Origin of the sequence: Sphingomonas sp. IBVSS2 (assembly GCF_002127225.1) — a bacterium.
GTDB lineage: Bacteria > Pseudomonadota > Alphaproteobacteria > Sphingomonadales > Sphingomonadaceae > Sphingomonas.
The window spans coordinates 220,881-233,344 of record NZ_NFUR01000002.1 but is presented as its reverse complement, the minus strand read 5'-3'; the positions used below and the strand labels follow the sequence as shown (position 1 = coordinate 233,344).

The 12,464-nt window shown below is 68.0% G+C and carries 14 protein-coding genes and 1 tRNA gene; 7 read left to right on the top strand and 8 right to left on the bottom strand.

Features of this window, described 5'->3' with window-relative positions:
* The first annotated feature begins 4 nt into the window (after positions 1–4).
* Positions 5–643: a (d)CMP kinase gene (gene cmk, locus CAP40_RS07310; protein ID WP_086128736.1), complete on the top strand. Its 639-nt coding sequence runs from the start codon at positions 5–7 to the stop codon at positions 641–643.
* A gap of 244 nt (positions 644–887) precedes the next feature.
* Here the strand turns inward: cmk and CAP40_RS07305 are convergent, their stop codons facing one another.
* Positions 888–1,160, bottom strand: a complete 273-nt coding sequence (locus CAP40_RS07305) for a hypothetical protein (RefSeq protein WP_086128735.1) — start codon at positions 1,158–1,160, stop codon at positions 888–890.
* A gap of 307 nt (positions 1,161–1,467) precedes the next feature.
* Between CAP40_RS07305 and rpsA the strand changes: the two genes are divergently transcribed.
* The 3 genes from rpsA to CAP40_RS07290 all read left to right on the top strand — a co-directional run bounded on the left by rpsA (position 1,468) and on the right by CAP40_RS07290 (position 3,771).
* Positions 1,468–3,180 carry a 30S ribosomal protein S1 gene (gene rpsA / locus CAP40_RS07300; protein ID WP_086128734.1) on the top strand — a complete coding sequence of 571 codons (1,713 nt, stop codon included), beginning with the start codon at positions 1,468–1,470 and terminating at the stop codon, positions 3,178–3,180.
* Positions 3,181–3,354: 174 nt separating this feature from the next.
* Positions 3,355–3,633, top strand: a complete 279-nt coding sequence (locus tag CAP40_RS07295) for an integration host factor subunit beta (protein WP_086128733.1) — start codon at positions 3,355–3,357, stop codon at positions 3,631–3,633.
* Positions 3,634–3,684: 51 nt separating this feature from the next.
* A tRNA-Leu gene (locus CAP40_RS07290) sits at positions 3,685–3,771 on the top strand.
* 22 nt (positions 3,772–3,793) lie between these two features.
* Here CAP40_RS07290 and CAP40_RS07285 read toward each other — a convergent pair.
* A complete protein-coding gene (locus CAP40_RS07285; RefSeq protein ID WP_086128732.1) occupies positions 3,794–4,027 on the bottom strand; it encodes a hypothetical protein in 234 nt (77 codons plus the stop codon).
* Between the two features lie 148 nt (positions 4,028–4,175).
* Here CAP40_RS07285 and CAP40_RS07280 point away from each other — a divergent pair, with 148 nt between their 5' ends.
* Positions 4,176–5,639: an ABC transporter substrate-binding protein gene (locus CAP40_RS07280; protein ID WP_256924065.1), complete on the top strand. Its 1,464-nt coding sequence runs from the start codon at positions 4,176–4,178 to the stop codon at positions 5,637–5,639.
* 20 nt (positions 5,640–5,659) lie between these two features.
* A complete protein-coding gene (locus CAP40_RS07275) occupies positions 5,660–6,073 on the top strand; it encodes a DUF4112 domain-containing protein (RefSeq protein ID WP_086128730.1) in 414 nt (137 codons plus the stop codon).
* Between the two features lie 88 nt (positions 6,074–6,161).
* On the opposite strand, the gene CAP40_RS07270 is transcribed toward CAP40_RS07275, so the two are convergent.
* Both CAP40_RS07270 and nadC read right to left on the bottom strand, forming a co-directional pair.
* Positions 6,162–6,887, bottom strand: coding sequence for a ribonuclease T2 (locus CAP40_RS07270; protein WP_086128729.1), 726 nt, complete (start codon positions 6,885–6,887; stop codon positions 6,162–6,164).
* 5 nt (positions 6,888–6,892) lie between these two features.
* On the bottom strand, positions 6,893–7,744 hold the full coding sequence (gene nadC / locus CAP40_RS07265) for a carboxylating nicotinate-nucleotide diphosphorylase (protein WP_086128728.1): 852 nt from the start codon (positions 7,742–7,744) through the stop codon (positions 6,893–6,895).
* Positions 7,745–7,851: 107 nt separating this feature from the next.
* Here nadC and CAP40_RS07260 point away from each other — a divergent pair, with 107 nt between their 5' ends.
* Positions 7,852–8,844, top strand: coding sequence for a phytanoyl-CoA dioxygenase family protein (locus CAP40_RS07260; RefSeq protein ID WP_256924064.1), 993 nt, complete (start codon positions 7,852–7,854; stop codon positions 8,842–8,844).
* Positions 8,845–8,877: 33 nt separating this feature from the next.
* Here the strand turns inward: CAP40_RS07260 and nadA are convergent, their stop codons facing one another.
* From nadA to CAP40_RS07240, 4 genes are all read right to left on the bottom strand, one after another.
* Positions 8,878–9,897 (bottom strand): quinolinate synthase NadA, encoded by a 1,020-nt coding sequence (gene nadA, locus CAP40_RS07255; protein WP_086128727.1) that lies wholly within the window; start codon positions 9,895–9,897, stop codon positions 8,878–8,880.
* A 60-nt stretch (positions 9,898–9,957) separates the two neighbouring features.
* Positions 9,958–10,716, bottom strand: a complete 759-nt coding sequence (locus CAP40_RS07250; protein ID WP_256924063.1) for a hypothetical protein — start codon at positions 10,714–10,716, stop codon at positions 9,958–9,960.
* A gap of 75 nt (positions 10,717–10,791) precedes the next feature.
* Positions 10,792–11,514 carry a DUF4230 domain-containing protein gene (locus CAP40_RS07245; protein ID WP_256924062.1) on the bottom strand — a complete coding sequence of 241 codons (723 nt, stop codon included), beginning with the start codon at positions 11,512–11,514 and terminating at the stop codon, positions 10,792–10,794.
* Positions 11,496–12,365 carry an MBL fold metallo-hydrolase gene (locus CAP40_RS07240; RefSeq protein ID WP_086128726.1) on the bottom strand — a complete coding sequence of 290 codons (870 nt, stop codon included), beginning with the start codon at positions 12,363–12,365 and terminating at the stop codon, positions 11,496–11,498. The genes CAP40_RS07245 and CAP40_RS07240 overlap by 19 nt, the downstream gene beginning before the upstream one ends.
* Positions 12,366–12,464 lie beyond the last annotated feature (99 nt).

The window sequence follows — 12,464 nt, the reverse complement described above, 5'->3', positions numbered from 1 at the left end:
ACATATGATCATCGCAGTCGACGGACCGGCAGCCTCTGGTAAGGGCACCATCGCGCGCGCCCTGGCGCAGCATTACGGGCTGCCGCATCTCGATACCGGCCTTCTCTATCGCGCCGTCGCCGCCACGGTGCTGCGCGAGGAACTGGATCCGGCGCGGGAAGCCGACGCGGTCTCGGCCTGCAGCTTCGAGGATTATCTGCTCGACGATCCCTGGCTGCGCTCCGACGAGGTGGGCAAGGCCGCGTCCGTCGTGTCCGCGCACCCGCTGGTGCGCGCCGCGCTGCTCAACCGCCAGAAGAAGTTCGCGCGCCAGCCCGGCGGCGCGGTGCTCGACGGGCGCGACATCGGCACGGTCATCGCGCCGGACGCGGACGTGAAGCTCTTCGTCAAGGCGACGCCGATGATCCGCGCCCAGCGCCGGCACCTGGAACTCCGCAAGCACGGCGTGCTCACCAGCCTCGACAAGGTGCTGGCGGACATCCGGGCACGCGACGAGCGCGATTCCAAGCGCACCGAGGCGCCGATGACCCAGGCCAGCGACGCCGCATTGCTCGACACCAGCTTCCTTTCGATCGACGCCGCCGTGCAGCGCGCGATCGCGATCGTCGAGAGCAAGACGAACGCGACCCGCGCTTCCGGCTGACGCAGCGCCCTGGGGCCAATCGACATGCAGCTGTGTCCCTTCCGTTCCCGGCAGCGAGGGACGGAAGTTCAATGTCGAAGCCTCTCCCTTCCGTCGTGCTGAACTTGTTTCAGCATCCAATTCTCCACCCGCGATATCGCCGGTGGCACGTTGGACCCTGAAACAAGTTCAGGGTGACGAAAGAGGTTGGTTCGAAGTGTTCCGGCACGCCAAGCCACGCGCTTAGCCTGAACGCCGATCCGTCCTAGATATCGATCTGGATCTCGCCTTCCGCCGGCTGGGTGAAGCCGCGGATGATCTGCAACATGCCTTCGGTGCCGAACAGCTGATAGAGCGTGAACAGGCCCTGGGCGAGATCGCCGTCGAACCGCATCGAGAAGCGCTCGATGCCGCAATCGACCATGTCCACCGGCCCGCCCGAATAGACGAATATCACTTCGTTGAAGGTGCAATTGCGGAAGACGTTGCCGTCGAGCACGATCTCGACATTCTCGAAACGCTGCTTGTCATATTCCATCTTGATTCCCCGCGACCTGGTCTCAGGCCCCGCACGTCGCATCCCGCGCGCCTCTCTGCAATGCTTGCGGATATGGGCGGATTCGGCTAGAGCGCGCGCGTCCGGCGGACGGGTGTTCGCGGAGGAAGGCGCGGAGGGGTGACTCTCACGCGCCCTTTTCGCTTTGATCGGCGTCTTGTCTTTCCTTCGCCTGCGCCCGCACGACGGATGCCGCGACCGGCGACCGGCCGCCGCGGCGAGTCTGGCCCAAAGACCGTCGGATCCAACCGACTGGCCGGAAACAACATGATTAGGAACTGAAACCCTTATGGCCACTACGGCAAATCCGAGCCGCGACGATTTCGCGGCGCTTCTCGAACAGACCCTCGGTCAGGCGGACGGCTTCGAAGGCCGCGTCGTGATCGGCACCGTCACCGGCATCGAGAACGACCTCGCGGTCATCGACGTCGGCCTCAAGTCCGAAGGCCGCGTGCCGCTGCGCGAATTCGCCGCGCCGGGCCAGAAGGCCGATCTGAAGGTCGGCGACGAAGTCGAAGTCTATGTCGACCGCGTCGAGAACGCCAATGGCGAAGCGATGCTCAGCCGCGACCGCGCCCGCCGCGAAGCCGCCTGGGACAAGCTGGAAGCCGAGTTCGCCAAGTCGGCCCGCGTCGAGGGCGTCATCTTCGGCCGCGTCAAGGGCGGCTTCACCGTCGACCTCTCGGGCGCGGTGGCCTTCCTCCCCGGCTCGCAGGTCGACATCCGCCCGGTGCGCGACGTCACCCCGCTGATGGACATCCCGCAGCCCTTCCAGATCCTCAAGATGGACCGCAAGCGCGGCAACATCGTCGTGTCGCGCCGCGCCGTGCTCGAAGAGACCCGCGCCGAGCAGCGTTCGGGCCTCATCCAGAGCCTGGCCGAGGGCCAGATCATCGACGGCGTCGTCAAGAACATCACCGACTATGGTGCGTTCGTCGACCTGGGCGGCATCGACGGCCTGCTGCACGTCACCGACCTGAGCTACAAGCGCGTCAACCACCCGTCCGAGATGCTCAACATCGGCGACACGGTCCGCGTCCAGATCATCCGCATCAACCGCGACACCCAGCGCATCTCGCTCGGCATGAAGCAGCTCGAGAGCGATCCGTGGGATGGCGCCGCGGTGAAGTACCCGGTCGGCGCGAAGCTGTCGGGCCGCGTGACGAACATCACCGAATATGGTGCGTTCGTCGAGCTCGAGCCGGGCATCGAGGGCCTGGTCCACGTCTCGGAGATGAGCTGGACCAAGAAGAACGTGCATCCGGGCAAGATCGTCTCGACCTCGCAGGAAGTCGAAGTCGTGGTGCTCGAGGTGGACGCCGAGAAGCGCCGCATCTCGCTCGGCCTCAAGCAGGCCCAGCAGAACCCGTGGGAGAAGTTCGCGGCCGAGCACCCGGTTGGCACCGAGGTCGAGGGCGAAGTCAAGAACGCCACCGAGTTCGGCCTGTTCATCGGCCTGGACAACGACGTCGACGGCATGGTGCACATGTCGGACATCGCCTGGGGCATCTCGGGTGAGGACGCGCTCAACCTGCACCGCAAGGGCGAGGTGGTTAAGGCCATCGTGCTCGCCGTGGAGTCGGACAAGGAGCGCATCTCGCTCGGCATGAAGCAGCTCGAGCGCGGCGGCGTCGCCGCTGCGGGTTCGACCACTTCGGCCGATCGCCTGAACAAGAACCAGGTCGTCACCGTGACCATCCTCGAAGTCCGCGACGCGGGCCTCGAAGTGCAGGTTGGCGAAGACGGCGCGACCGGCTTCATCAAGCGCACCGATCTCGGCCGCGACCGCGACGAGCAGCGTCCGGAGCGTTTCCAGGTCGGCCAGAAGCTCGATGCGATGGTCACCGGCTTCGATCGTTCGAAGAAGCCCACCTTCTCGGTCAAGGCGATGCAGATCGCCGAGGAGAAGCAGGCGGTGGCGCAGTATGGCTCGTCCGATTCGGGCGCGTCGCTGGGCGACATCCTGGGCGAGGCCCTCAAGGCCCGCAACGAAAAGAACTGAGAACGGCGACGGGGAGCGGCAAAACCGCTCCCCGTTTCGTTTATTCCGGAATATCATGGGTTAATAGCCATCTGCGGGTTGATGCAGGTTGGCGAACAGGGTTAGAGAGCCCATCAGGGATTTGGCGCTCGCGCGGAAGACCGCAGATCCGCGTGGGCAAAGGGAGGGTTGCGGATGATCCGCTCGGAACTGGTTCAGTTGCTGGTGCAGGACAATCCGGGCCTTTCGGTCCGCGAGGTCGAGAAGATCGTGTCGGTCTTCTTCGACGAGATCGTCGGCCGGCTCCAGGAAGATGGCCGCGTGGAGCTGCGCGGCTTCGGCGCTTTTTCCACCCGCGCGCGCGATGCGCGCGTCGGCCGCAACCCGCGCACCGGCGAGACGGTCGAAGTGGATGCCAAGCGCGTCCCTTATTTCAAGCCCGGCAAGGAAATGCGCATCAAGCTCAACGTCTGAGCGATGCGCGCCGCTTGACGCTGGCGATTCCATGCGCTTGCGTGGACGCGTGCGGACGTGGCGGAACCGGTAGACGCCGGAGACTTAAAATCTTCTGCCCTTCAGGGCGTGCGGGTTCGAGTCCCGCCGTCCGCACCAATGTCTTTCAAACCGATGCCCTTCACGGGCTGTCGGGTTTGTCGTCCTGGGTGGCGATGATCACGCCTCCGGCCACGATCGCAACGACGCCGATGATCGCAATGATCGGCGCACCGGCGATATCCGATTTGTGCTTGGAACTGGTCGCTCCACGCAGAGACAGCTTCGACGCCGAGGTTTCAGACGCAGCGAGCGCCGGCACGGCGGCCAGCGAAACCAGGGCAGCGACAGCCGCCGCCCGACCAAGAATACGCATCGTACACACTCCCCTTTCAAAGGAATGGGAATGAAATGCCTCGCATGCTTCGATGGTTCCCGCACCGCAGCAAATCAGTGAAGCGCCACGGGGGTTGGCAGCGGGGTCCGGCGATCATACACCCGTTCCGCCCAGCCGGATTTGCCTGATGTCCCCTCGCCTCCTCTGTTTGCTGTCCCTCGTCATGCTCGCGGCGTGCGACGGCGGCGCGGGGCAGCGGCGCGACGACACCGCAGTGGTGGTCAGCGCGATCGGTGCGAGCAGCGCGCTCGCCGACCCCGACGCCGGCCCCCTGGATTCCGCCCGCCGCGTGCTGCTCGGCGCGACGGCGCAGGGTCTGGTGCGATTCGACGCCACCGGCCAGATCGAGCCGGGGCTGGCCGAACGCTGGATCGTGATCGACGATGGCCGCAGCTATATCTTCCGCCTGCGCGACGATGCGACCTGGCCGGACGGCGAGCCGGTCACCGCCGAACAAGTGGTACGGGCGCTGCGCCGCACGATCGCGCCGCGTTCGCGCAACGCGCTCTCGCCCTTTCTCGCGGTGATCGACGAGATCGTGGAAATGACGCCGCAGGTGATCGAAGTGCGGCTGAAACGCCCCCGGCCCGACCTGCTCAAGCTGTTCGCCCAACCCGAAATGGCGGTGTTCCGGCTCGACAAGCTCGACGGCAGCGGCCCCTTCCGGGCCACGCAGCACCACGCCAGCGTGCTGTTGCGCCCGGCGCCCGATCCGGACGCGGCCGAAGACGCCGGCGCGCCCCGCCCCCAGGAGATGCTGCAGTTCCATGGCGAGCGCGCCGCGGTGGCCCTTGCCCGTTTCCGCGACGGCCAGTCGGACCTGGTGCTGGGCGGCAGCTTCGCCGACTGGCCGCTGGTAGTGGCATCAAGCATCGCCGCGCCCAATGTGAAGCTGGACAACGCGCTCGGGCTGTTCGGCCTGGCCGTGGTCTCGCGCCAGGGGTTTCTGGCGGATCCCGCCAATCGCGCCGCGATCGCGATGGCGATCGATCGCCCCACCCTCACGCACGAGATCCATCCGGACTGGGCGCCCGTCGAAACGCTGCTTCCGGGACAACTCGATTCGGCCAATCCACCCGCGCAACCCGCCTGGGCGCCGCTCGACCTCGACCAGCGCCGGCAGAATGCGCGGGCCTCGGTCGCCGGCTGGCGGCGCGCGCATCCGGGCCAAATCACCGTGCGCATCGCCTTGCCCGGGGGGCCGGGCGCCACGCTCGTCTGGTCGCGGCTGGCCGAGGCGCTCTATGCGATCGGCATCATGCCCGTCCGCAGTGCCCTAGACGCCCCCGCGGACCTGCGCCTCGTCGATGCCGTCGCACCCTATGACAGCGCACGGTGGTTCGTCGCCACCGCCTGCCAGGCCTGCTCCGACGATGCGCAGACGCTGATCGAAGCCGGGCGCGACGCGCCGGACCTCTACGCCCGTGCCCATCGCATCGCCGAGGCCGATGCCGCGCTCACCGCGGACGGCGCTTTCATCCCTATCGCCCAGCCCTTCCGATGGTCTATCGTCGCATTGCGGCTGCAGGCCTGGCAGGGGAACGCTCGCGCGTGGCACCCGTTGAACCACCTGCGCAACGAGACGAGGTGAACGTGGCGAGAACGACGCGGATGGCTTCGGGGGCAAAGGCGGCAGCGGCGGCGCTGCCGCTGGGAACGCATGCGGCGGACGTGCGCCGGCGGATCGAGATGATGGAGCATCTGCTCGAGCGCAGCGTGCCCATCCCCGGCACCAAGGCCAAGGTCGGCCTCGACGCGATCCTGGGCCTCGTGCCCGTGGGCGGCGACCTGATCGCCGCGCTGCTCGGCCTCTATATCGTCTGGGAGGCGCGCAACCTGAAGATGCCGACGACGACGATGATGCGCATGGTCGGCAATGTCGGCTTCGACTGGCTGATCGGACTGGTCCCGGTGGTGGGCGACGCGGCGGATTTCCTGTTCAGGTCGAACACCCGCAACCTCAGGCTGATCAAGCGCCATCTCGACCGGCACCATCCGGGCACCGCGACGGTCCATCAGGGCTAGGGGTCGGGACTCATCTTTCGTCGTTCCCGCTCTCCATAGTCATCCCTGCGAAAGCGGGGATGACAGATATCATGCTTGGCTTCCCAACCTAGCGTCGCCCGCCCCGCCAGATCTTCAGCGCGCTGCCATCGGCGGCCCCGCCGGTGCCGGGCCGGCACGCCTCGTAGCGCAGCCCCTTGTCGAGGCAGAGCCAGAGTTCGTCGAGCCACCCCTCGCGCGTCACCGTCACGCGGATCGCATCGGCGGGAATGCCGCGATTGGCCTCGGCGAAACGCGCCTTGAACCGGCCGACGGTCAGCGCCCCGCGCGACAGCCCCTCCATGTCCGGATAGCGGACCGCATCATAGAGCCGCCTGGCCGTGCCGAAATAGGCGGCGGGCGACATCGAGGTGCAGGTGCCGTGCTTGGCCCATTCGTGCTGGATCAGCTGCGCCGAGGGCGTGGCGCAGAGCATCGACTTGATCTGCGCGGGCGGCAGGATGCGGGTGTCCGCGCAATATTGCGGCCAGCTCCGCGTCTCCCCATCGGGCCACAAGCCGTGCAGGGTGAAGCCGAAGCGCGCGCCCTGGCCGCACTGGAAGCGATTCTCCGGTTCGTCGCCATGCGCGCGGCAGAAACCGGGGCTCCAGGTGAGCGCCAGCGTATAGGAGCCGATCGGCATGATCCGCCGCGGCTCCTTCGCGCCGGGCAGATCGGGGCGTGGCCGCTCGACCTTGCCCGGCACATGGCACATCAGCGCCTGGGCGGAAGCGATGCCGGGCAGCAGCGCAAGGCCGGTGCCGACGAGACCAAGAGCCAGCTTGCGCACGTCCATGCTCCTCATCCTTGCGCGAAATCCAGGCCGATATCGGCGGCGGGCGCCGATTGGGTGAGCCTGCCGACGCTGACATAGGTCACGCCGCTTGCGGCGATCGCCCGGATCGTGTCGAGCCGCACGCCGCCCGACGCCTCGGTCGGCACCCGGCCCGCGACCAGCGCAACGGCCTCGTGCAGCGTCTCCGGCCCCATATTGTCGAGCAACAGATGCGTCGCCCCCGCGGCAAGCGCCGGCTCGATCTGGTCGATCCGGTCGACCTCGACGATGATGCGCGCGATCCCCGCGGCGACGGCCCGCCGCGCCGCCTCGGCCACCGATCCGGCGACGGCCACGTGATTGTCCTTGATCATCGCGGCGTCCCACAGGCCCATGCGGTGGTTGGTCGCCCCGCCCATGCGAGTCGCGTATTTCTCCAGCCTGCGCAGGCCGGGCAGCGTCTTGCGCGTGTCGAGCAGCGTGGCGCCGGTCCCCGCCATGGCATCGACATAGGCTCGCGCCATGGTCGCGATGCCGGAGAGATGCTGCACCGTGTTGAGGGCGGAACGCTCGGCGGTGAGCAAGGCACGCGCCCGGCCGCGCAGCCGCATCAGATCGGTGCCCGGCGCCACGCGATCGCCATCCTCGACCAGCCGCTCGATCTTGACCTCGGGATCGAGCGCGCGGAAAAAGGCCTCCGCAACGGGCAGGCCGGCGACGGTGATCGCGTCGCGGCTGTCCATCACCCCCGCGAACACCGCATCGGCCGGGATCACCGCGGCGGACGTGATATCGCCCTCCTCGCCCAGATCCTCGGCGAGCGTGGCGGCAATAAAGGCATCGAGATCGAATCCCGGAAGCGCGAAGACGTGTGGCATGGCGCGCTTGTGGCACAGTCCGCGTGGACGGCAAGGGGGCGCGGAACCGCGCGGGATCGGTTCCAACCCGAATTGACCGGGATGCGGCACGCATACAGGCTGATTCCATGGCCGATATCGAACCCGCCGCGATGCCCGAAGTCCGCCGGCTGCGCGCTTATTGGGAACGCCGCGTCACGCATCGGCCGTCGCCGCCCGACGAGTGGATGGCCGACAAGCTGCTGCTCGACGCATTGGGCCTGGGCCTGGAGCAGACGCTACAGTTCCTGGGCCGCGAACGGCCCGATTTCGATGCCTTCCGGCGCTGGATCGTCGCTACCGCGGGCCCGCCCGACCCGGTGACGATCGCCCGCTATCATGCAGCGATCGCCGGCGCCCCGCCTCCACCGCAGGTCTCCGCCCAGCTCTCGCGGATCGACGCGATGCCGGCGGTGCTCGACGCAGCGGACCTCGCCCATTGGGATGCGCAGGGCTATGTGATCCTGCGCGGCGCGATCACGCCCCGGGAAGTCGAAGCGGCCGCAGCCCTGCTCTGGGAAGCCGCCGGGGCGGATCCGGCCGATCCGGCAAGCTGGCATGGCCCACGCACCAACGGGCTGATGGTCCAGCGCTTCCAGCATCCCGCATTGGAGGCGGCGCGACGCGCACCGCGCGTGCACAAGGCCTTTGCCCAGCTCTGGGGCACGAGCGACCTGTGGCCGCGCGTCGACCGGATGAGCTTCAACGCGCCGCTGCGCGCACCGCACGGCTTCGCGGCGCCGCGGCTGCACTGGGACGTGAGCCTCGTCCCGCCGATCGCCTTCGCGACCCAGGGCATCCTCTATCTCTCCGACACGGCCGCCGATCAGGGCGCGTTCGAGCTGGTTCCCGGCTTCCACCATCGCTTGGCCGAGTGGCTGGCCGCGCTGGGCGGCGCCGATCCGCGAACGATGGACCTGAGCGACCAGGCCGTGCGCGTCCCCGCCCGTGCCGGCGACCTGATCATCTGGCGGCACGACCTGCCGCACGGCGCCAGCCCGAACACGGCCGGGCAGCCGCGGCTGGCCCAATATGTGAACTATTATTCGGCGGAAATGGGCATCCAGCCGGCGTGGCGGTGAGCGCGCCCCTTCCCCTTGGGGAACGGCGCGAATTCAGCGCCTCCCGGCCGGATCGCCGCCGATCGCGCCCAGATCGCCCTGCCCCACCGTGCCCGCCGCCATCTCGAGCATCCGGTCCAGGCTCTTCTTGGCCTGGAGGCGCAGGCCCTCCTCGATCTCGATGCGCGGCGTGAGGTCGCGCAGCGCGAGGTAGAGCTTCTCCATCGTGTTGAGCGCCATATAGGGGCAGATGTTGCAGTTGCAGTTGCCGTCGGCGCCGGGCGCGCCGATGAAGGTTTTGCCCGGCATCGCCTTCTGCATCTGGTGGATGATGTGCGGCTCGGTGGCGACGATCAGCGTATCGCCCGGAACGGTCTGCGAGAATTCCAGGATGCCGCGGGTCGAACCGACATAGTCGGCGTGATCGAGCACGTGCGGCGGGCATTCGGGATGCGCCGCCACCGGCGCGCCGGGGTGCTGCGCCTTGAGCTTGAGCAGCTCGGCCTCGCTGAACGCCTCGTGCACGATGCACACGCCCGGCCAGAGCAGCAGGTCGCGCCCCACCTTGCGCTTGAGATAGCCGCCCAGATTGCGGTCCGGGCCGAAGATGATCTTCTGGCTCTCCGGGATCTGGGCGAGGATTTTCTCGGCCGAGCTCGAGGTGACGATGATGTCGCTGAGCGCCTTAACCTCGGTCGAGCAGTTGATATAGGTCAGCGCGATATGGTCCGGATGCGCGGCGCGGAAGGCGGCGAACTGATCGGGCGGGCAGCTGTCCTCCAGGCTGCACCCGGCATTCATGTCGGGCAGCACCACGATCTTGTCCGGCGAGAGGATCTTGGCGGTCTCGGCCATGAAGCGCACGCCGCAAAAGGCGATCACCTCGGCATCGGTCTCCGCCGCCTTGCGGCTGAGGTCCAGGCTGTCGCCGACAAAGTCCGCCAGGTCCTGCAGCTCGGGCTTCTGATAATAATGGGCGAGGATGACGGCATTGCGCTCCTTGCGCAGCCGGTCGATCTCCGCACGAAGATCGAGCCCCGACAGGCTCCCGCCGATACCATTGCGCGCGTCCATGCCTAACACTCCCTTGCCCGCGCCGCACATGGCCCGGCAGGCGCGCGGGTTCAAGGTCGATCAGGGAAAGTGCGCGGCAAAGGCGCGATCGGCACCGGGCGTGCCCGCCACCACGGCGCGCGTCACCGATTCGCCGAACGGCGTGAACGCGATCGCCTCGCCCACCGCGAAGGTGCCGATCATCGCGCCCAGGCCCCAGAGCCAGGCCGGATGCACCCGGCCGATGCGCCGCCGGTCCACCGCCATGCCGATCAGCGGGAAGATCGCCGGGGCGAGCAGCGCCGCGACCAGCCACGACCAGGGGATCATGAACGGCACCGGCAGGATCCGCCCGAAGCCCGGCCCGGTGATCGCCGCCATCGAGCAGAGCATCAGCCGGCGATGCCAGTCCGAGCGACCGCGCATCGCGAATCCCGCAAGGGCCAGCCCGGCGAAGCAGAGCAGGCCGGCGGGATTGCCGAACAGGAACTCGGGCAGCGCGAAGAAGGGCGGCCCGCCATGATCGCGCACCGCATAGAGCGTGATCGCCAGCCCCATCGCCACCATTGCCGGCACCCAGGCCAGCGCGATCCAGCCGAGTCGGCGGTGAATCGCCGCGTTCCCGGTGGCGATCAGCAGGTTCTGCGCCAGATAGATCAGGATCCAGCCCATGAAGACAAAGGCATGGACATGATAGATCAGCGGCAGGCCGAAGCTCGACCGGCCGAGCGCCAGGTTGAGCGAGAAGCCGCCGAGGATCACCGCGATCATGGCGAGCGACAGGATCAGGAAGAAGCGGTCGCGCTGGACGCGCGGCATCGGTTCGGCGAGTGTCGCCATGTTCAGTCCCCCAACTGAAATATGCAATGCCATGAAGGTAGCGCATTCGGGCCGACCGCTCAACGGCCCGGCCGCTCACCATTTGTTGGCGATCACCTCTTCGGGCCTGCGCGATTCGTCCCAGCGCTCGCTCGAGCGGTTCGCCTCGTCGGGGAAGATCACCTGGACATCGGCGGCGATGCCGGTCGCCCGGAGCGGCATGGTGAAGCTGCGCTCCACCGCGCGCCGCGTCGCGTCGCGGGCCATGCGCATATAGGGGCCCGACTGGGCCTGGCGGAGTAGCTCCTGCTGGCCGGCCTTGCGATTGGCATCGTCGAGCTTGCCACCGACATCGGTGACCGAGAGCAGGATGCCGCCATTGTCGTACTGGCGGACCTGGTCGAGATCGACGTCCGGGCCCATTGCCTCGACGGCCGGCAGCCGGACGGTCAGCAGCTTGTTCTGCGCGTCCCAGGTCACATCCTCCTGGCGCAGCTTCGACAGATCGACTTCATAGCGGACGCTGCCCGGCATGATCATCGTCTTCTGCGCGGTGAGGCCCAGCTGGCTCTGCTTCGACGTGACCACCGCGACGAACTTGGCCGCGAAGGCGGACAGGCGGTTCTGCTCGCGCAGTCCCTGCAGGCTGGCTTGCGCCACCGTCTCGGGCGTCGGGCCCTGGAACTGCCGCTTGATCGTATCGCCCAGGAACCAGAAGCCGGCCCCCATCGTCAGGACTACCGCCAGCACGATCACGAGGGTGACACCGAACAGCTTGAGGCAGCCCCCGCCGCCCTGCTTCACGCTGTCGTCTTCCAAACGCCGCCCTCCTCGATGACGAGCCCGCGGTCGTGCAGGTCGATCAGATGCGCGAGTACCGATCGCCCGGCCGCGCCACTCAGCCTGGGATCGAGCCCAGCATACATGCGCTCGACCATGGCGGGAACCGCGCCGACACCGGCCTTGAGCAGGCGCAATATCTGCCCCTCGCGCTGCTTGCGATGCCCGATCAGCCCGCGCACGAAGCGATGGGGCTTCTCGATCGGCTCGCCATGCGCGGGGAAATAGATGCGGTCGTCCTCGCGCGCCATCAGCTTGTCGAGGCTGGCCATATAGGCAGCCATGTCGCCGTCGGGCGGCGCGACCACGGTGGTCGACCAGCCCATGACATGGTCGCCGCAGAACAGCGCGCCGCTTTCGGGCAGGGCGAAGCAGAGATGGTTGGAAGTGTGGCCGGGCGTGGCGACGGCGACCAGCGTCCAGTCCGGGCCCGAGACACTGTCCCCGTCGGCCAGCACGCGATCGGGCGCATAGCCGGTATCGAACGCGGCATCGGCGCGCGGGCCGGCATCCTCGAGCGTGAGCGGGCCGCAGCCGATGATCGGCGCGCCCGTGGCGGCCTTGAGCGGCGCGGCGGCCGGGCTGTGGTCGCGGTGCGTGTGGGTGCAGAGGATCGCCGCCACCCGGCGCCCGCCGATCGCCGCGGCCAGCGCCGCGAGGTGGCGGGGATCGTCCGGGCCGGGATCGATCACGGCAAGCACGGAGGTGCCGACCAGATAGGTCTGGGTGCCGGTATAGGTGAAGGGCGAGGGATTGGGCGCCAGCACCCGCGTGACCAGCGGATCGAGCGCCATGGCCAGGCCGGTCGGGGCATCCGCGATGATGTCCATGCCCCCGAAATGGCCTTTGCCGCGCCGCAGCGCAAGGCCGGCCTGAAAAACGGAAACGGGACCGGCCGCGAAGGAGATCGGCCGGCCCCGTCGAAAGGC